Raw genomic sequence first — 20867 nt, forward strand, 5'->3', positions numbered from 1 at the left:
ACATTTATATTAAAATCGGGAATTTATAATAATTTAAATAAGTATAAACCCATTATATTTAAAATATCATATCGAAATTAAATTACCGGAATGTGGAATTATCTGCTTATTCATTTTACAAAAATATCACTTGTCAGCATAAAAAAGGCACTGAAAAATATCAGTGCCTTACAAAAATTGAACTATATAAATATAAATGAAACTATAAATCATGAAATCTATCTCAGGGAATTTCCGTAGCCCACAATCAGGATAGAAATAAAAATGACAATCATGCCTGCTGTAATGGTCTTTACCGTTTTCTTTGAAACCCCTTTCCATTCTTTAATGATGATTCCCCATAAATTGGCAATGAAAATAATAAATGCCATGTGCAGGATCCATGAGCTTGGGCCATTCCCCATTTTGCTCTCTCCCATTCCGTAGAAAAAGAACTGTAAGAACCACATTGTTCCTGCCAGTGCACAGAAAATAATATTTTTTACAACCGGAACATTTTTCTTGGTATAATCGGTATACGATTTATTTTTAAAAGCCAGGTACAGGCATCCGATCAGATTGACGGCCATCCCGCCCCAAAGCACAACAACGTACGTTACATTATTCTGAAAGAGGAATTCCCCCTGGTCCGGATTGGCGAGCTTCCATGCTTCATTGGCTACATTGGCCATCGGTTTTCCGGCTTCCAACCCGAAATTAAAACAGGCACTCAGCACTCCCGATATGATGGAAACAATTAATCCCAGCCCAAACTTGTACTCCGTTTTTACTGAAGTTCCGTGAGGATCCGTGGATTCGGTCTGCAGTTCTTTTTCCTTCATCATCCCTGCTTTTCCGCTGATGATGATTCCTATAACGCATACAAAAAGCCCCAGCAAGACAAACTGTCCCCATGGATTTGACATCATGAGACCGATATTATCTTTTCCCGATTGCGGAGAAAATTCATAAAAAACCGAAGGGACCAATGACCCGAAAACCATACAAAGCCCCAGGATAATGCTGCTTCCCAAAGCCACGCCTAAATAACGCACACCCAGGCCATATGTGAAACCGCCGATTCCCCAGAGTGCCCCGAACAGAAACGTCAGTCCCAAGATGGATGAACTTTCATTCCGGATAATTTCCCAGAAACCGGGAATGGTAAGAAAAGCGGCCAGGGGCGGAACAATAATCCATGAAAAAACACCGCCGATCAGCCAATAGGTTTCCCAGGACCATCCCTTTACTTTTTTATATGGCAGATAAAAGCTCCCCGAAGAAAAGCCTCCCAGAAAATGAAAAAAAACCCCTAACAGTGCATTCATAATTATCGTATTGGTTGAATTTGAAAATTAGTAAGATGTAATCGATTGCGCATCTTGTAGTGTCATGTAAAAGATTTTGAAAAAATAATAAAATTAAAAGTAATCCGCAAGGGTTGTTTAAACTGTATTCTAAGAAGCTTATATAAAGATCATTTATTTTAAAATTATTTTGATCCTTAACCTTCACTTACTGTACTTTACAGAAAACAAAAACCTAACGGGTTTTAAAAACCCGTTAGGTTTGAGTGTTATATAACTTATCCGGAAAATGTACAGTTTACTAACTATATAAAATACTGTTAATTATTATAACACATACAATTTAACCATTAAGGCGGTGGAAGATTTCAAGAAATTAAGTTTAGCTTCGCTTTAGCATTTTATTTTTAAAATGCTGAATTTCCTGATCCATCTTAAGCACTTGGTATTCTTAATAGTTTAAACATCAATTCTATTTTAATTTATAAACCTCGCTTCCCGCAAGCAGTAAACAGCCTAAGCCATAATCTTCAAAGTCAGGTTCTTTGCTTACAGAAAGCGGCTGCCCGTCTTTCGGTTCTTTTCCGGTTCCCTGTACCCAGCCCAGGAAACCATTCGGCTGCACGGAATCTTTTGCAATCGCATTCCATGCTTTAGCCACAACGGGTAAATAGGTATCCCTGTCGATCAATCCGTTATTGATTCCGTACGCCATTCCGTACACAAACAAAGCAGTTCCCGTCATTTCTTTGCCACCAAAGTTGGTCGGGTCGTGCAGGCTTACATTCCAGAACCCGTCTTCCCTTTGAACCGGAAGTAAAGCTGCCAGTAAATCTTTATAATCCTGTAAGTATTCCTGGTAATGAGGATCGGATTTCGGAGTGTCCTGAAGCGTTTTCGCCAAAGCGGCCACTACCCAGCCGTTTCCGCGGCTCCAGTAACAGTCTTCGCCATTGGGTTCTTTATAAGGCGGCACAAAGCTTTTGTCTCTCCACCAGATTTTGTCTGCCTGGTTGTACAAGCCGTTTCCTCCGTGTTTGTATTTTGTATAGGCATACATCTCGTAATTTTTATCAAAATACTTCTGCTCACCGGTAATCCGGCCCAGTTTCGTGAAAATCGGCATGGACATCTGTAGGGCATCGATCCACCACCAGTCATCCACTTTATCAGTGGCAATCATACTGTCCATGGCAGCTTTTACGTTTTTAATTCTTTCCGGATGCTTTCTTCCGTCAATTTCATAAAGATCAATGTAGGTTTGTCCGCAGGCCTGATGGTCAGCATTCCGGGTATAGGTTCCGCGCATCAGATCCCATTTATGATGAACTGCCCAGGACATCGCATAATCGTAATATTCTTTTTTCGGATCTACCTTGTACAATGCCATTAATCCTTCATAATACACTGCACGGGTCCAAAGGTTGCTCGGCCACACTTTTTTGCCGACAATATCTTTCCCGGTATCCGGCCACTTGTTCATGAAATACTGATTGGCCCTTCTCGAAACTTCCAGCACCTCTTTTCTGTCCGGAATTTCAACTTTGCCTGCCGTACTTTGTTTCTGAACCGAGCAGGAGGATAAAGCTGCCATGACGAAGGCAAAAATGCCGCTTTTAATCAATGATCTTTTCATATCTTTTATTTACTTTATATAATTTTTCAGTTCACAGTTTTTCAGCTGCTTAATTCCTTTTACCACCAGTTCTGCATTCAGGACCGCTCCTGCTTCGTTGGTATGGGTATGGTCTTTCGGGAAGAAAGCTTTTACTTTTTCAATACCCATCTCCTCATATGTATTGATGACCATGGCATTTAAATCAATGAAATAAGCACCGGTTTGCCCGGCGACTTCCCGGGCCCAGATCCCGTATTGATCTTTTTCAATTTTTCCTTTTCCGCTAAATTTGTTTCTGGGAACCGGCGAAACAATAATGGGGACTGCACCTTTGGATTTGGCTTCATATGCATATTTTCTCATATAATGCCCGTATGTATAAACCGTCTCATTCACTTTACGAATCGGGTTATAAATGTCTTTCGATTCTTCTCCGATGCCTTTTATTGTTCCTCTTGCCCTTAAAGTATCGGCAAGTTCGCCGCCGTCATTATGGCCGAACTGCATCAAAACATAATCCCCTTTTTTAATAGTTTTCATAATGGAATCCCAACGGCCTTCCGTCAGGAAAGTCCTGCTGCTTCTGCCACCCTTTGCGTGGTTCTGAATTTCAATTTTTGTACTGTCTAAGAAAAGATTCATAAAACTTCCCCAGCCCCAAAGTGAGTCTGAACCTTTGCCCGAACCATTTTGAACCGTGGAATCCCCTATGATATAAACAACCGGTTTATCCTGAAGTTTCTGAAATGACGCTCCGATCAGGATGACCAAAACAACAATGGGAATAATGAATTTGATTTTCATTGATGACTTTATTTTTTGGGAGTTATCGTTTTAATATAGGGTTTCGGCATTTCCTTAATTGATTCGTCCAGATAATAATCGGTATGCGGCGGCTGATTGTACCCGACATTCTGCCACACAATGCTCAAACGGTACTGCGGATTATGCATCAGCGTATACAATCTGTGTTTTGTAGGAACGGTTGTTGAAAAAATTCTCAGTTCCTGATTATCGGCAGTTCTGTACATCACTTCTTCACGCCAGTCTCCGAATAAATCAGCAACCAATGCGGGATTTTTTTTGGTTCCGTTGTTGGATTCACACTGAAAATTTCTGGCATCAAAAACCAAATCTGATTTTTCTTTCTTCCAGTCCCATTTTGAAACATTGGTTCCATCCAGAATTTCGCTTAAAAAATCGCCGTCCCAATAAATCCCCATATTAGCGGGTGGATTTTTATCACTGATTTTCTTTCCTTTGGTATCATATATCCCTTTCAGTCCGGCTCCGGCTGCCCAGGATTCCGAACCTTCGTAGCGGGGATCAATATTCAACGACAAACCTCTTCCCGGTCCCTGAAATTTTCCTTGTTTGCTGTAAACGGTAGACGGTAATTTCCATAAAACTGTTCCGGTTTTCCCGTCTCTGAAATGCGCTCCTGCATCATCAAAACGTTCCTGGATATCGAAAATTTCGAGTCCGGGATTTGACGGATCAAGATCACCGACGTGCAGCGCATCACCGTGGCCGAAACCTGTGCTGTTTAACACCTTTCCGTTATCATCAACCGTCATTGCCCCATATACAATTTCGTCTTTTCCGTCATTGTCAACGTCCGCAATCGTCAAATTATGATTTCCCTGTCCGCGGTATTTTTTATTTTCTTCTGAACTTTCGGTATCAAAAAGCCATCGCAAGCTCAGTTTCTTATCTTTGTAATCCCAGGCTGCAATCGCCGTTCTGGTATAATACCCTCTGGACATAATCACACTGGGTGTTTTGCCGTCCAGATAAGCAACGGCTCCCAGAAACCTGTCGAGCCGGTTTCCTTTGGCGTCGCCCCACGTTTCGGTCATCTGTTCAGCCGTTGGATTCAAACTGCCTGCAAACCTTGGCACCTGATAATCCACGGTGTGAATTTCTGCTCCGGTTTCTCCGTCAAAGACAGTCATAAATTCCGGACCGGAAAGAACCATTCCGTTTTCGTTGACATAATTTTTTATCGGGTTGCCAATGAATTTCCCTCGTCCGTCTTTGCTCCCGTCGGCAGTTTTCATTACGATTTCCGCTTTTCCGTCCTGGTCTAAATCATAGACTAAAAACTGCGTATAATGCGCTCCCTCTCTAATGTTTTTACCTAAATTTATTTCCCACAAAAGCTTTCCATCCATTTTGTAAGCCTGAATAATTGGCGGGTCGGTTTCTCCTTTCTGGCTGTTGTCTTTCGACCTTCCGGTCTGATGCAGGATGATTTCATATTCGCCATCGCCATCCAAATCTGCGACTGAAGCGTCATTGGGCGTATAACCCTGAGGCGTTTTCAACGGAATTGAAAAATAAGGTTTTTGATTGGCAACATATTGTGCAGAATCCATATCTACCGATTGATCTTGTGTATTCGATTTTACGAAATAGGTATAATTCTTTGTCTTGTCGGCTGTTTTATCTAAAAAATTGGTTTCGTTTGAAAGTGGCTTTGCATTCAGCTTTTTGGTTACATTATTTTCAGTCCGGTACAAATCAAAATGGGTATTTTGAGCTTCTGTTCCGAGCAAACGCCAACTCACAAAAATGCCTGAATCTGAAGGTGCGGCAACGATTCCTCTTTTCAGATATTCCATTTGTCGTTGTGCAGAGAGGAGTTCAGAAAGAAGAATTGCGCCTAAAATAAATTTGAATTTTACATTCATAATTCTTTGATTTTATAAGTTTTGGCTAATGCCGATTTCTTATTTTGATTTGTTTGTATCCTTGTCAAGGTTTCAAACCTTGACAAGGATTTTACCGTTGAATCGCTCGCAGCCCGACTTGAGCGGAAATCCTTTTTTGCTTAGACTTCAAGTTCTCTTTAAACTGAAACCGTCTGCAAAAAAGATTGGGAGCGGAAGGCGGATAAAGCTGCCCAGATAAAATTTACCGAAACTGCTCCAACCGGTTGTACTTCCTGACTTAGTTATTTCCTGGAAGCCTGCTGTAACAGCCACTTCACCCATTCTTCTGTTCCCTGATAATTGGTAAAATCTGCGGGTAACTTTTTGCCGTCGATATATTCGTTGTAGCACCAAGGATCTCCCAATGCGAAAACCGTCCCTTTACCGAATTTTGCAACGGCTGCGATGTTCTTTCCTTCTGCAGACAACAGCTCTTTTGCCGAATTTTTCACCGAAATCGTCGCCACTTCTTTCATGTATAATTTTTGCTCAGAGAAGATCTCGTTGCCGGCCGGAACCATTACTTTTCCCTGCTCAAATTCTCTTTTCTGAACTCTATTGTAGCTGTCTTCGTTAAAATGGATCCCAAATTCCTGCGCCAACTTATTGAAATTTTCAAACTCGGAATTTCCTTTATCGTTGCTCATTAAAACCAGAACACCGCCTTTTTCAACCCATTTTACCAGATTTTTTATAGATTTTGCATCGATCAGATTCGCTTTACCACCATAAGCTTCTTTGTCGATATCAGCATCTACGATGATGTAAATATTGGCATTTTTCAAGTCCCTTTTGGTCGGAGCAGTGGTCAGCGTACTAATTTCCGCACCTTGTCTGGTAAAGATTTCTCCCAGTAAAGAAAACCCACCGTTGCTGGTATCGTTCCAGGTATAATGCCAGGATTCCAGGACTTTGGTTTCCTTATTTTCCTTTTTCTCGTTGTTGAAAAAGTTGTCTAAGACCACTTTGGGTTTCTGCTGGGCATTGGAAAAACTGAAGGTCAGCAAAGTTCCTAATGCAAATGTTTTTATAATATTTTTAGTCATAATAAATTTTTATTTTGAATAATAAATTGGGATTAATTGGATTTCGCCATCCAGACCTGAAGGCTGAACTTTCCAGTTAGATGCATCGAAAGGTTTATAGTTAATGTTCACAAAGTTGATTTCATGATAATTTCTCCATTCGATTTTATTCTGATCCATATAACGGATTCGGTTTGCCATCAGATTACTTACTTCAATCTGAATCGTATTTTTTCCTTTTTTAAGATATTTCCCGACATTGATTTCAAACGGAATGCTCCAGACGATTCCGGCCTCTTTTCCGTTGACGATCACTGCTGCACTTTCATAAAGTTTATCGAACTTCAAAAGATAATCGTCTGCTTTATTTTTCTTTAAATTCAAAGTCGTGGCGTACACTCCGGTTCCCGAAAAGCTTTGTGTCTGTGCATCTTCTGTAAAATTCGTCCAAGGCTGAAGTTTCGTCAACGTTCTGGGTTTAGGGAGTTCAGGACCGCCTTCTTTGAAAGATAAGTGCCAAGATTGGCTTAAAACAATCGGTGCTTCGGTTTTTTCAGTATATTTCCACTTTGCCACAGAATTATCTGCCGTTTCAGAAGCTTTTACAATTAAAGATTCCCCGGATTTCAATTGAATTTTCACTGAATTATCCTGAGTTTCGGCAAGCCCGTAATCCCCGTTTTCAGGATTCATTAGAACCACCTGCTTCCCAACGAAATTCAGCGGAATATTCTGATTGATTTCCTTGGAAGTATGGTTGACAATGTAATAATATTTCCCGCCATCGAATCGTCTCCTAACGAATTTTAAACCTGTGTCGGTCAGTCTTTCTCTTTCGATTTTTAAATATTCCAAAGCTTTTGCAACATCAGAGCTCAAAACAATTTTTCCTTTTCCGACGTTGGCGAATTTCATACTTCCGGCCTGGTTTTGAAACGGAATCTGATTCCATAAAAATTTCAGCTGCGTTCTTATTTTCTCCACTTCAAAGTTTCCGGGAATATCTTTAGGCTCGTTCTGGAAAATGACGAAAGCTCCGTTTTGAGCCAAATCCAGAATGTTTTTTAAGGTAGATTCCGGCAGATAAGTCAGTTCAGGAATAATTAAAACCTCATAAGCTGAGCCTTCTTTAGAAACCTGAATTTTTTGGTTTTCCGATCTTGATTCACCAATCATTTTATCCGAAATCATATCCAGAGAATAACCCATTTTACTGAGCTTATTCATATTTTCGTACATCGGAGTCGGTACTAACCACTTTTTAACATTATGAACTTTGAACGCTACATCATTCCCTTTCGGGCTTGCCCACTGGTCATAAACCGGCCAGTATATCAACAGTTCGTTATCTGATTTTCCGCTTTGCAAAACAGATTGCGTACGTTCGATGTATGAATTTAATCCTTTCAGATGCGGCCACAAACTGTTTTCAGGAACGAAATTTACGGACGCATAAAACAACCATCCCGGAAACTGCACATGCGCCGGCGTATACGTCGTACCGTGGTAAAAAACGTGGTTGATTCCCGATAAAAACACCTGCTCCACTTCCGGTTTCGCCTGTGACCACGAGGTTTTGAAATGTTCAGTGAGCCAGGTAAAGGTTTCATTGGAAGTTAATTTTTTGCCGGTTACATTCGACGCCGATGATGCGAATTTCAGCATATTGAAATCCGGCATATCGGATTTCTGAATATCCGCAGTATCTCTCTTCAAACCCGGAATCTCAAAAATCGAACTTCCGAAGGTTTCAGATTCAGGAATATCTACCGCAGCGTACAAATCCAGTAGATTTCCAGGCGAACCGTGTGCCTGGTTGGTGTTTTTTGAGTTTTTGGAATGCGCCCAGTTGGTGAAATCTCTGGTGAAATGATTTAAAATCAATTCACTCAACGTTTCCCGGTAATCCGATTTTACCCTTCCTGCAATTTCATTTTCCTCTTTGCCCACCAGATATCTGATGTACGGACTCAAATCATAGCCCCGTCTTTTTTTGAATTCACTCAAAAAATCCGGCGTCCAGTCAGCGTTGTAGACTTCATAACTGTCATTGAAAAAAGAACGGATTCCGTAGTTGGAATTTCCAAATGCTTTATCAAAAGTTTTCAGATAATCTTTCGTTGCTTCCGGCGAAAAATGGTCTAAAGTGTACCCTTCTCCACCCGGTGCGGCACGTTTTACTTTCTGTAAGGTTTTACCAGTGAAAACTGCATAGATGATCCATTTCCCTGAACTTGGTTTCCAGTTTAAAATACCATCACCATTAACTTTATCCGTTAAAACAACCGCTTCGTTTTTTTCATTGTAGGCTGTTACAATATCTAATTTTACGGTTTTTAAATCCTTCTGTTTTTCATCTTTTAAAACAATTTTTTCTGAAAATTTCTCTCCTGAAGAAATCGTGTACGTCTGAACAATCATTTTTGTCGCAGCATCCTGTTCAACCACTTGCGGGCCACCGATGGGCCAACCGGTCCCGACCGCCATATCAACGCCCATATTCAGGCTTTTTGCTTTGCCAGTAGTAAACTTCAGCATTCTCATCCATTCCGGAGAAAGGTAATTTAGGTATTGTTTTTCAAAACCTTTTGCTCCGTAAATCGGTACGATTTCCACGCCTCCGAAACCGGCTTTATTTAAAACAGTCAGTTGTTTGTCCAGGCCCTTTTCGTCCACGGCATTTCCCATCCACCACCAGCGGGTCCACGGTTTAGCGGTCTCTGTGGTTTTGGGCCACGGGTTTTGTGCGGAAAGATTTCCGAAGGCAAAACAGAGGAGACTGAGGCTGACTATATTTTTAATTTTCATTTTGTTCATTTTTCAATCGGGTTTCACCCGATGCTATTCATATTGAACCGCTTCGCGGTTCTCTAAACTTCATTTTTAATGCTGATTTTCAGTTCCCATCCGGTTTTAATGATTCCATAAAAACAGATTCCGGCCAATGGAACTTTTCAACAGGATCAGGTGTATTCGGGTTAAAATTTTTATAGTTTTCTGAAATGTATTTCTTTAAAGATAAGTTTTGATCAACAATGGATTTCACGACACATTGTGCCAATTCGTATGCACCGTACGTGTTGAAATGCGTATCATCAGCCAAAGCCGTCGGTTGATTAGGATAGGCGTTTGCCGGATAATGGACAAATGCTTTCTTTGCTGCTTCAGGTCCCATTGCCTCAAACAGGGTTTTGCTCATCGCATTAAGATCGATTAAATCAACATTTTCCTCCTTTGCAATTTCACGCATTGCATCAGGAAAATCATCCAACGTATTGACGATCTTGTTATTTTTATCAAAAACCCGACGGTTCATTGAAGTGACCAAAACCGGAACTGCGCCCAATTCTCTGGCTTTCGCAATCCATTCTTTCAAGCGTTTTCTGTACCCGGATTTCATGCTGTTGCCCGCTTTCTGGTCATTGTGCCCAAACTGGATCAGAAGGTAATCGCCTTTCTTTATTTTATTCCATATTTTATCAATTCGGTGGCGGTCTTCAAAAGCTTTCAGCGTTTCCCCGCTTTCGGCGTAATTGGCAATCACCACTTCATTCGGAACGAAAAAATACGGCAGCATCTGCCCCCAGGATGCCCAAGGTTCGTACTGCGCATCCACAACCGTTGAATCGCCGGTCAGATAAATCGTTTTCGCCGTTTTGTTGGGTTGAATGATGACTGAACACACTTTCGGAGCTTTGCCATTAAATTCAATTGTCAGCAAATTGTCCCAGTGCAGATATTTTCGTTCTCTTGGTTTCAGTTTTACAATTCCGATCTGAGCCCCGATCTGATTACGGATAATGCTGTCTTTGACGTGAACGGTGATTTGTTTTTCGATGATTTCGCCCTTTTTTGTTTTGACATCATTCAGCATCAGACGGCGGTTTTCTACCCGGACAGTTGTTTCAGATGTTCCTTTGGAGTCGCCGAGATTTAATGTAATATTATAGTTTCCTTCCGGAATAACAACTGAAAAATAGAAGGGCTTTTCACTCGTAATAAAATCGCCCGTCAAAGCATTTCCGCCATGGTCAACAGATTTCAAACCGGAAATATGCATAAATCCGTAACCGGTTTTCTGATCAAATTTCGATGTAGATGTAATGGGAATATATCCCTTTTCGGTTCTGTCTGTACCAAAATCAAACTTAAAAGCCGTCTGTTGCGCGAATAGAAACGAACCTAAGAAAAGCATTAAAAACTGTATACTTTTCTGCATCTTAATCTGTTAAAATATTTTCTTTCGGCATGGTAAACTGCTTGTTTTCATCACCAAAATCCGGCAGACCAAAACAGAAATACAAGGTTCTTCTGAATGTTCCGTTCAGATGACTGGGTTCACTTTCAGGGCCCAAAGTCGAAGTGTCATTATTAATATTAAATGCCAGAACAGTTCCCAGTGGCGGAATCGTATCGAGAAAAGAAATATTTCCTGTCGGCAGCTTGGGATAACCTTCGGCACCGTAAATTCCGTAAAAATCAAATAGCCTGACGAACATTTTTTCTTCTTTGGTTCCCACCGTTATTTTTCCTTCCGCCGTATTCAACTGCAACCACGAAACATCATCGAAATAGCCTTTGAATTCAGGATAAATCCAAGGTGAAAAACCGGTTCGGGTTGAGTTTCTCAGATTCTGCCATACATTGTACGCCTGTCCCTGAGTTCGGTTTTTCCAAACGTGATACGGACCTTTGCCGAGCCATTTTGCACTGATGACATAATTTTCAGGATAATCAAAACTTACGCCTGCAAACTGATAATCTCCGGCAAGCGAATATTCATAATTCAATTCCAGAATTCCGTTTGGATTCAGTTTCCAGACTGCTTTTTTTCCGTCTTTGTACGAAATTTGGATAACCTGATTCTGTCCTTCTGCAAAAGTTTTTATGTTTGATAATTCTGTTTTTCCGTTAATAAAAACAGGTCCGTTCCGGAAGGTCATTTTTTTACCTTTTTTATCTAAAATGACAGACTTTAATAATCCATCTTTTTTTCCGAATGAAAATTCTTTTTCGTCTGATTTTAAAATAAACAATGAATCATTTTCGATGACTGAGACCGGAAATTCTTTGATGAATGAGTTCGAAAACTGTTTTGAAATCTCATCATTGGATTTAATTCTCCAGGTCCACGTGTAAATTTTTTTTCCGAAAGAATCAGTTGCAGTAAGCATTAATGCGTCACTTGCTTTCCGGTCTTGAGGAAGTTTTAATGTAATATTTCCTTTTTCCGTCGGTTTAATATCCGGAGATTTTGCTTTTCCATTTTGAAGTACATCCAATCCGGATTCTGATGAAAATGGTCTTTTAAATTTGACCAGTTTCCATTCAAACAGGCATTCATTCAAGTTGGTAAAATGATATCGGTTCTCAACAGGAATGGTTCCGTTAAAATCATCCGGCAATGTTTTCAAACCTATTTTTACCGGACTGTAAATTTCCCGGATGGCATAAAAACTTCCTTCTTTTTCACGATGCGGGCCCAATACTCCATCCGGAGCGTTGATTGCGTTCACATCAATTTGATTATTAAAATCCGTTCTTACCAAACCCTCGTCTGCGAACGCCCATAGAAAACCACCCGCACCTTTTTTGGAATTCCAGTGAAGTTCCCAGTAATCGGCCAGAGAAGTTCCGCCACCGCCATCGTCCTGCGCGTGCAGAAACTCGGTCGGCATATAAATATTTTCGCCTTCGAGGATTTTTTTGGTGCTGTAATAATCTTCGTAATGATTGCAGTCGATTCCGTTGAAAGCATTTCCAGGCTTGTGATGCGCATGAATAACGGGACGGTTTGATAAATCGTATTTTGAATATTCTGTATCCAGATCAAAATTATGTCCGCCTTCATTTCCATTGCTCCAGAAAATAATGGACGGATGATTCGCATCTCTCATCACCATTTCTCTCACGAGCTTTTTGCCAACTTCCGTGCTGTATTTTTTCTGCCATCCCGCCAGTTCATCCAGAACATATAGGCCCAACGAATCGCACATCTGAAGAAAGGATTTATTCGGTGGATAATGCGAACAGCGGACGGCATTCATATTCATTTCCTTGATGAGCTGAACGTCCATCAAATCGATATTTTTATTGACTGCTCTTCCGGTTTCAGGCCACCAGACATGACGGTTGATGCCTTTCATTTTGATTTTGGTCCCATTGACGTAAATACCGTCGCCTTTTCTGACTTCAATCGTCCGGAAACCAAATTTTTCTTCGGTCTGGAATATTTTTTTCCTGTTTTTATCAAGACTGAATTTCACCCTATATAAATTGGGTGTTTCGGCTGTCCAGAGTTTCGGATTTTTAACGGAGCATTGAATCTGTTTTAAAGTATCTCCTTTCTGAATCTGAATCTGCGATTCGGCAACCCGCATATTTTCAGCATCGAAGATTTCAACTTTTAAACTATTCACCGTCTGAATTCCTTTCAAATGGATATTCGAGCGGAAAATTCCATCGGCTTTGGCATCGATTGATGTTGATGAGATATTTTCTTTTGGAACGGCTTCCAGATAAACCGGCCTGAAAATACCTCCCAAAACCCAGTAATCAGCCAGGCGTTCTGCATTGTTGACCGATTTATCAGCAGACATTTTGGAAACTTTGACCTCAAGAAGATTTTCTTTTTCGAAGATTAATTTGTCGGAAATATCATATTTAAATTCATAAAAAGCACCCTGATGAATTGCTCCGGCCGATTTACCATTAATTTTCACTTCGGTATCGGTCATCGAACCTTCGAAAACGATGTTAACTGACTTTCCTTTCCACGAATTCGGAACCGAAAATTTGTGTTTGTACAAACCTACTTCATCATTAAACTTAAAATTCCTGCCGTAGGTGACATAATCCCGCCCGTAGTTGTACGAGCCGAAGCCCTGCTGTTCCCACTGTGACGGCACCTGAATTTTATCCCAGCTTCCCGATTTCCGTCCGCCGGTTATCCAAAAGTCCCATTCTTTCGTATGCTCAGAATCTGTCCCGCTCAGGAATTGGATTTCCTTAGACTGAGCATGCAGAAACTGTGAGCAAAAGCATAAAAGAACGAATATTTTGGGAAAACAACTCATTTAGCAGCAGTGTCGGAATCGTCTTTTTTATCGTAAGATTGCATCAGAGAAGCAACCTGCGTTACATTAATATTCTTCTGCTTCAAATTCTGAATATACTTCAAATTTTCCATTTCAGGTTTTAAAGCTTTGATTTTAAAGTTTTCAAAAGTGAAATCCTTCAAATCATATAAGTCCGATTTTTCAACAGAGTACGCCGTTTCACAACTGATGTCGATATTTTTTATGGTGATATTGTTTGCCAAACCTTTTTTAGGTCTTTCTTCGCCTTTTAAATCAAAAAACTGGTTCCATCCTTTTACATACAGGAATGTTTTTACGTTTCCGGTAATGTTATCAACAGTGAGATATTCGTAGTGCTGGGGCGTGTCAGGACGCATTTTCAGGTGTAACAATCTTGAAGCATCTTTTACTTTAGAATTGCGGAGAATCACATTGTAATTGTGAATCGATTCGCTTCCGCAGGTCAAAACGCTATGACAGAATCCGAAGCTGTTGTCTTCGATCAGGATGTTTCTGTTTTCTCCGTTGTTCGGGTCTTTATCGGCTTTCGGGCCTTTTCCGCCTTTCAGAGCAATCGCGTCGTCATTGACTGACATGTAGCAGTTTTTGATCAGAAAATTGGTACAGGCATCAATGTCAACCGCGTCAGTACTTGGTGCTTTTACGGGCTCTTTCGGTGCAAGAATGGTCAGATTTAACAATTTAACGAAATCACTTTTATAGTAATGGGTACTCCAGAACGGCGAATTTTTAATGGTAATTCCTTCAATTTGAACGTTTTTGGAATTTGAAACGTAGATAATCCTGGGTCTCATTTCGTCCATATTGGTGCATTTAGGATTCCATTCTCTTCTTTTCCAGAATGATTTCCAGAAGCGGAGCCCGTTTCCGTCCAGCATTCCTTTTCCGGAAATTGTGAAACCATCCAATCCGTCTGCATTGATCAGGGCCGGAAAATATTTTACGGTCTGACCTTCCATACGGGTTGTCACTACCGGAAAATCGTTGATATCATCGCTCCCTTTTAATTTGGCCCCGGTTTCCAGATGCAAATGCGTTCCCTGTTTGAAGAAAACCGAGCTGATGAGGAATGTTCCTTTCGGCACAATGATAACGCCGCCGCCGTTTTTAGCCGCCAGATCGATCAATGCCTGAAGCTGTTTAGTCTGAAGAACGGTACTGTCATTCTTCATTCCATTGTCTGTAAGGATGTATTTTTTGCCTAATTTATTGATATCTGTGGGCTTATTTTCTTTAAACCATTTTGGGATTGACGTTCCGTCCGGAAATTTATCCTGGCTTTTCAGTGTTGATGAAAAGAAGAAAAGCATAAAAGAGGACAGAAGGAAAGCTGCTATATTTTGAAATTTCATAATCTTTTTCAGGAAGTTCTGAATTTATTCTAATTAATACAATTAATAAAAATAAAAATATGCATTTTGTGTGCTTGCAGTATCCTGCTCTTTCATGTTGGAGTTATTAAGTTTTGGTTTACTTCCGGTGCTTCAGCTCGGTAGCCGGTCAGGATAATTCAATACCTTTAATTCCTATTCCAGTCCGGAATTTTACAGTGAAAATCTAAAATATTTATAAAAGAGATCATTCAGAACGTTTAAGAGGCAGGTTTGTGCTGAATATTTTTGATGACTGTGAGTCACCATATGTTTAATACAGAACAGCTGATCAGCTTTTTATTGAGTATTCTGAATTTTAAAGAAACATAATGTTATGCTGCCTGATAAATACAGAAGCCATACCATAATTACGATAAGAAAATGCTTGCAGAGCTCCTTGACAATAAAAAAAGAGCAGATAATTGCTTATCTGCTCTCCTATAGCTTATATGGTTGTTAACCTAAGTTACGCTATCTTAACGTTAACGGCGTTAACCCCTTTGTTTCCATTTTGTAAATCGAATGTTACGACATCGTTTTCACGGATCTCATCCACTAAACCTGAAGTATGTACGAAAACATCCTGTCCACCTGTTGATGGTGTAATAAAACCAAATCCTTTGGCATCGTTAAAGAATTTTACTGTTCCTTGTTGCATTGTATATGTATTAAAAAATTATTGTATTCTGTTGTATAGGACCCATATCCCTGTGCCTTGATTTGATTCAAATCAAAACGATAATAAATTTTTGAGAGAAAAATATGGATGTGTGGAATTTAAGAGTGAAAATCGAACTTCTTAAAAGAGTGCATCTAAAAATTAATGACAAAATTGAGCGTCTGTATCAGCAAAAAAGAAAAATAAATAATATTCAGTTTTTAGATTTGCTCAGGCAGCAGCCTTATTATTTTACAAATATAAGGGAAATAAACGGGCTGTGCAAATTTAATTTGGTTATGACGATATAAATACATCCTAAACTGATACTGCCACCCTGCTCTTCATCTCAATAATTCCAGGTCTGTTTAAAACCAGACAGTTTCATTGGGAGCTCTGTAATTACGGGTAAATAATATGTACTTCAGTTTCACCGACACATTTTCACCGTTTACCTCAAATTATTTTCTTTTGATCAGGTAAAATTTATTTTTGAACGAATAAATCAATTTAACAATGAGAATAATTCCGCTTTTCAGTAAGATAATGTTCTTGCTTGTATTCTTGCCTGCCGCGTATTGCCTGGCACAGACAACCCTGAAGGTTTCCTATTATACAGGATCAACACAGGATTATACCATCACTACGAGTGGTAAGCTTTACTTCTCCGGAAATAATCTGCTGGTAAAAACGTCAGGCTCTGCAGCCGATGTATCCATCCCGACCGGAATCATCAAAAAAATTACTTTTTCGTCATCAGTGCTTGCTGTTCAGGAAACAGGGACAGGAACAGATAATGACCTGATAAAATTATATCCTAACCCTTCTGCAGAGTTCATCAGGATTACATCTGATGAGAAGGAAGCATTAAAAGTAAAAATATTTTCTGCCGAAGGAAGGCTTGTCCTGAACGGGACATTCCAGCACGGTGAAGATATTGATATCAGCAGCCTGAAAACCGGGTTCTACCTCGTTCAGGTTAATAACAACACCATAAAACTGATCAAAAAATGAGAAGGCTTTTTTACATTTTAACTGTTACACTGTTATCTTTTGGAATAAAGGCGCAAAACACCCTGATCGCCCATAATTCTGGAAACGTCATGTTTGCTTCTCCCACGGCCTCAGTAGACAGCATCAGGTTCGATACCAGTGATGCCAGGTTTCACCTCAGCGGAAGTACGGCAAGTTTAAACCTGCCAAAAACCACCGTCGACAGTCTGACGTTCTCCGCTACGGCAGTGAACCTGACTAAAATCTACATTATTTACAAAGGTTCGGAGAACGCCACCATTATCAATCCTTATTCCGGCCAGGGGGTGGACATTACGGCAACCGGAGGAACGGTAAACGTCGTTTCCACTTCCACCGTCAATAATCTGGAATACAATTTACTGGGAACCAGCCCCACGGGAAGCCTGACAGTGAACTCAGCCCTTCCGGCAACATTTGTGATGAACAATCTGAATTTAACCAACGCCTCTGGTGCAGCCATCAGCATTACCGGCGGGCAGGCTCATACGTTTACCCTTCAGCATGGTACTGTAAACTCAGTAACGGACGGCTCTGCAAGCACAAAAAACGGGGCTTTGCAGACCGACGGCAAAATCATTTTTACGGGAACAGGAACGTTAAACATCAAAGGGATCAAAAAGCACGGAATCTCCACTTCTTCCGGAATTGAAGTACAGAATGGCAACCTCAAAGTAACTTCTGCCGCTTCGGACGGCTTTCATTCAGAGGGATATACCATGAGCAACGGAACCGTAAATATTACAGCAACCGGAGACGCCGTTGATGCAGGAGATGCTGCCGTTTCGGTTTCCGGGGGCACCATTACCGCTACGCTGGCCTCTGCAGACGTAAAGGCGATCAAAACAGGCACTTCTACCATCGCCATCTCCGGCGGAACCCTCAACCTTACCCTTACCGGCGCCCAGTCCAAGGCCATCAGTGCCAAAGGAAATATCACATTCGACGGCGGAAATATTACTGCCAGCCTTTCCGGGGCTGCCGTTCTTACGGCGTCGGGCAGCGGCTATGACCCATCTTATTCTACAGCTATAAAAACCGATGCTGCCGTCACCATCAACAACGGAACATTCAATATTACTTTGGCCTCTACCGCTAACGGAGGAAAGGGGATCTCAGCAGGACAAAATATTACGGTGAACAACGGAAACATCAGCATCACAACGGCTGGGAATGGTGCTGCGTATACCAATGCCAGCGGAGTCCTGGACTCTTATTCATCTTCTGCAATAACAACAGACGGAAACCTGCTGATCAACGCCGGTTCGGTAACAACAATCAGTTCCGGAACAGGAGGAAAAGGACTGAAAGCCGACGGGACTGTTGTCATCGGGAGCACGACGGGAATTCCTATGCTGAATATCAAGACTACAGGAGCACGGTTCCTGGTTTCCGGAACCGATTACAGCCATCCGAAAACGCTGGTGGCTACCGGGGCAATTACGATCAATAACGGGAACAATACCTTCAGTTCTACCGATGACGGCATTCATTCCGATTCTTCTGTTACCGTTAATGGCGGAACCAATACCGTCTCCGCGATCTCTTCCACTTCAGGAGTCGGCGAAGGTGTTGAGGCTCCGATCATTACCCTGGCAGGCGGTGTCAACAACATCACCGCTTCCAATGACGGCATCAATGCTACCTATGGCACCGTTGCAGGCGGAACGGAATCCAACGACAACAGCCACCTGTACATTACCGGAGGAATCCATATCGTGACGGGGAGCGATGCCATTGACAGCAACGGAAATATTACCGTTACCGGCGGAACCACCATTATCAATGGGCCTACCAGCCAGCCCGAAGAAGGAATCGACTACAACGGGACCTTCCTGATGAATGGCGGGCTCCTTATTTCTGCAGGCTCAAACTCAAATATGACAAAAGCCATGAGCACTGCCTCCACCCAGGTAAGTATGTACCTGAAATCCAGTACCCAACTGGCTGCCTCCTCCCTGCTGCATATTGAAAATGCTGCCGGAACCGAGATGGTTACTTTCAAGCCTAAAAACGGCGTCTATTATTTTCATTTTTCCAGTCCGAACCTGCTGAAAAATACGGCTTACAAAGTCTATTTCGGCGGAAGTTATACCGGCGGAAGCTATCTCGGCGGAACGACAGGATGGGGACTCTATACAGGAGGAACTTACTCCAATACCGGAGGAACCCTGAAAAGCACCTTTACCACCTCAGTTGCAAATACGGTAAATACAGCCTCTTTTTAATTGCATTTCTATATGATTAACAAAAAGCCTCTTAATAAAATTAAGAGGCTTTTTATTTGTTTTAAAAATGAAACACTGAATATCTGTATTTTACTACTCTTATTTTAACAAATAAATCTATATGAATACCTTTAAGCAGCATCACAAAATCTTTGTTGAATAAGAGTTTTTTGAATATTGTCTTTAAATACCTTATGGTATAATAAAATATAACTCCCTATAAAACATTGCTTTATAAATTCTATTTCCCGATACAAAACTTAGAAAAAATATTTCCCAGCACCTCATCATTCGTTACTTCACCGGAGATCTCACCCAAGTATTCCAGGGCATTTCTCAACTCGTAAGCAAGCAATTCGGTAGAGATCTGAAAAGAAATGGCTTCATTCACCTGATGCACGGCATCCAGGGATTTCCGTAAGGCTTCGAAATGGCGCTGGTTGGTGATGACAATGTTGTTTTCAGAGGTTTTCAGCTGTTCCACGTAAGAGGACAGTTCATTCTTCAGGTCCTGGAGGTTCTGGTTTTCAACGGCTGAAATTTTAATGAAATCAAAATCACTGGGAATGGCATTCCTGAAGATCTCCTCCACTCTTTCATGTTGCGGCGGCGTAACTTCATCGATCTTCGTGGCACAGACAATCAGTTTCAGGTCATCCCGCACCAAGGACTGTATCATCTCAATGTCTGCGGTAAAATCTGCAGTAGCGGCATCAGCAAGGTAAATAAGGATCTGTGCATTTTCCACTTTCTCCCGGGCTTTTCTCACACCGATGGCCTCAATTTCATCCGTCGTTTCACGCAGTCCCGCCGTATCGATAAGACGGAATGCATGGCCTTTGATATGCAGCACCTCTTCTATGGTATCGCGCGTTGTACCAGCGATATTGCTGACGATCGCCCGCTCTTCCTTCAGCAGTGCGTTCAGCAAGGTAGATTTTCCGGCATTCGGCTTTCCGATGATGGCAACCGCCGTCCCGTTTTTAATGGCATTGCCGTATTGGAAGCTCTCAATCAGGGAATTGAGCTTTAATTCGATTCTGCCCAGCAATTGGGTCAGAGCCGACCTGTCGGCAAATTCAACATCTTCTTCGGCAAAGTCCAGCTCCAGCTCGATCAGCGAAACGAAATTCAGCAGATCGGTCCGCAGCAAAGATATTTCATTCGTGATCCCGCCTTTAAGCTGGCTGATCGCCACTTTCCTTGAAGCTTCATTTTCAGAGGCGATGACATCGGCAATCGCTTCCGCCTGGGAAAGGTCTATCCTGCCGTTGATAAAAGCGCGGAGGGTAAACTCACCGGCTTTGGCCATCCGTGCGCCATTTTTGGTCAGGGTTTCCAGAATACGCTTCCCGATGTGCGGCGAACCGTGAAATGCAATCTCCACGGAATTTTCCGTGGTAAAGCTTTTCGGGGCCAGGAAAATCGAGAGCATTACCTCATCAATAGATTCGTCCCCGTCCATAAAATAACCGTAATGGAGGGTGTGTGATTTCTGTTTCCCCAGGTTTTTGGCAGGAAAACTTTTCTGAACTATCGGTAATGCTTCATTTCCGGAAACCCTGATAATCCCAAGGGCACCCACTCCATTGGCCGTAGCCAGCGCACAGATGGTATCGTTATTCATACGACAAAGATAGTGGTTTTAAAGGAAATTTTTCAGGAGCCGGGAACCTGCTTTCACTACTCGCTTTTTTGCGCCCCGGCTGTGCCTGCTTCAGGCAAAAAGAGCTCAGACAGGCCGTTCAATCAGGGCTAGGATACTATGAGGTTATTTAAGATATATTCAGCCCTTTCACAGCCCTTTTTATAATCAACCATAGTAATATACTC

Annotated in this window: 13 protein-coding genes; 2 read left to right on the forward strand and 11 right to left on the reverse strand. The window is 41.5% G+C overall.

The genetic code is table 11. The features are described from left to right. Positions 1–218 precede the first annotated feature (218 nt). The 10 genes from rhaT to SD427_RS13055 form a co-directional block, all read right to left on the reverse strand. Positions 219–1307 (reverse strand): L-rhamnose/proton symporter RhaT, encoded by a 1089-nt coding sequence (gene rhaT, locus SD427_RS13010; RefSeq protein WP_320558237.1) that lies wholly within the window; start codon positions 1305–1307, stop codon positions 219–221. 451 nt (positions 1308–1758) lie between these two features. After that, a complete protein-coding gene (locus SD427_RS13015; RefSeq protein ID WP_320558238.1) occupies positions 1759–2922 on the reverse strand; it encodes a glycoside hydrolase family 88 protein in 1164 nt (387 codons plus the stop codon). 9 nt (positions 2923–2931) lie between these two features. Beyond that, positions 2932–3708: a rhamnogalacturonan acetylesterase gene (locus SD427_RS13020; protein ID WP_320558239.1), complete on the reverse strand. Its 777-nt coding sequence runs from the start codon at positions 3706–3708 to the stop codon at positions 2932–2934. A gap of 8 nt (positions 3709–3716) precedes the next feature. Then, positions 3717–5597, reverse strand: a complete 1881-nt coding sequence (locus SD427_RS13025) for a rhamnogalacturonan lyase (RefSeq protein WP_320558241.1) — start codon at positions 5595–5597, stop codon at positions 3717–3719. Between the two features lie 263 nt (positions 5598–5860). Then, positions 5861–6664 carry a DUF4350 domain-containing protein gene (locus SD427_RS13030; RefSeq protein WP_320558242.1) on the reverse strand — a complete coding sequence of 268 codons (804 nt, stop codon included), beginning with the start codon at positions 6662–6664 and terminating at the stop codon, positions 5861–5863. A 9-nt stretch (positions 6665–6673) separates the two neighbouring features. After that, positions 6674–9451: a glycosyl hydrolase gene (locus SD427_RS13035; protein ID WP_320558243.1), complete on the reverse strand. Its 2778-nt coding sequence runs from the start codon at positions 9449–9451 to the stop codon at positions 6674–6676. An 88-nt stretch (positions 9452–9539) separates the two neighbouring features. Beyond that, entirely contained in the window at positions 9540–10862 is a 1323-nt protein-coding gene (locus tag SD427_RS13040) for a rhamnogalacturonan acetylesterase (RefSeq protein ID WP_320558244.1), read from the reverse strand. 1 nt (position 10863) lies between these two features. Beyond that, positions 10864–13719 carry a glycoside hydrolase family 2 protein gene (locus SD427_RS13045; RefSeq protein ID WP_320558245.1) on the reverse strand — a complete coding sequence of 952 codons (2856 nt, stop codon included), beginning with the start codon at positions 13717–13719 and terminating at the stop codon, positions 10864–10866. After that, positions 13716–15095, reverse strand: a complete 1380-nt coding sequence (locus tag SD427_RS13050) for a glycoside hydrolase family 28 protein (RefSeq protein ID WP_320558246.1) — start codon at positions 15093–15095, stop codon at positions 13716–13718. Before SD427_RS13050 ends, SD427_RS13045 begins: the two co-directional genes overlap by 4 nt. A gap of 487 nt (positions 15096–15582) precedes the next feature. Further along, the gene (locus SD427_RS13055; RefSeq protein ID WP_027388074.1) at positions 15583–15774 is read right to left on the reverse strand and encodes a cold-shock protein; all 192 of its coding nucleotides are present in this window, start codon (positions 15772–15774) and stop codon (positions 15583–15585) included. A gap of 516 nt (positions 15775–16290) precedes the next feature. On the opposite strand from SD427_RS13055, the gene SD427_RS13060 reads away from it, so the two are divergent. Continuing rightward, positions 16291–16788: a T9SS type A sorting domain-containing protein gene (locus SD427_RS13060; RefSeq protein ID WP_320558247.1), complete on the forward strand. Its 498-nt coding sequence runs from the start codon at positions 16291–16293 to the stop codon at positions 16786–16788. Continuing rightward, entirely contained in the window at positions 16785–19034 is a 2250-nt protein-coding gene (locus tag SD427_RS13065) for a carbohydrate-binding domain-containing protein (protein ID WP_320558248.1), read from the forward strand. The genes SD427_RS13060 and SD427_RS13065 overlap by 4 nt, the downstream gene beginning before the upstream one ends. Before the next feature lie 241 nt (positions 19035–19275). Here SD427_RS13065 and mnmE read toward each other — a convergent pair whose 3' ends face one another. Then, a complete protein-coding gene (gene mnmE / locus SD427_RS13070) occupies positions 19276–20661 on the reverse strand; it encodes a tRNA uridine-5-carboxymethylaminomethyl(34) synthesis GTPase MnmE (RefSeq protein ID WP_320558249.1) in 1386 nt (461 codons plus the stop codon). Positions 20662–20867: the final 206 nt, after the last annotated feature.

It is taken from the genome of Chryseobacterium sp. JJR-5R (genome assembly GCF_034047335.1).
Classification (GTDB): domain Bacteria; phylum Bacteroidota; class Bacteroidia; order Flavobacteriales; family Weeksellaceae; genus Chryseobacterium.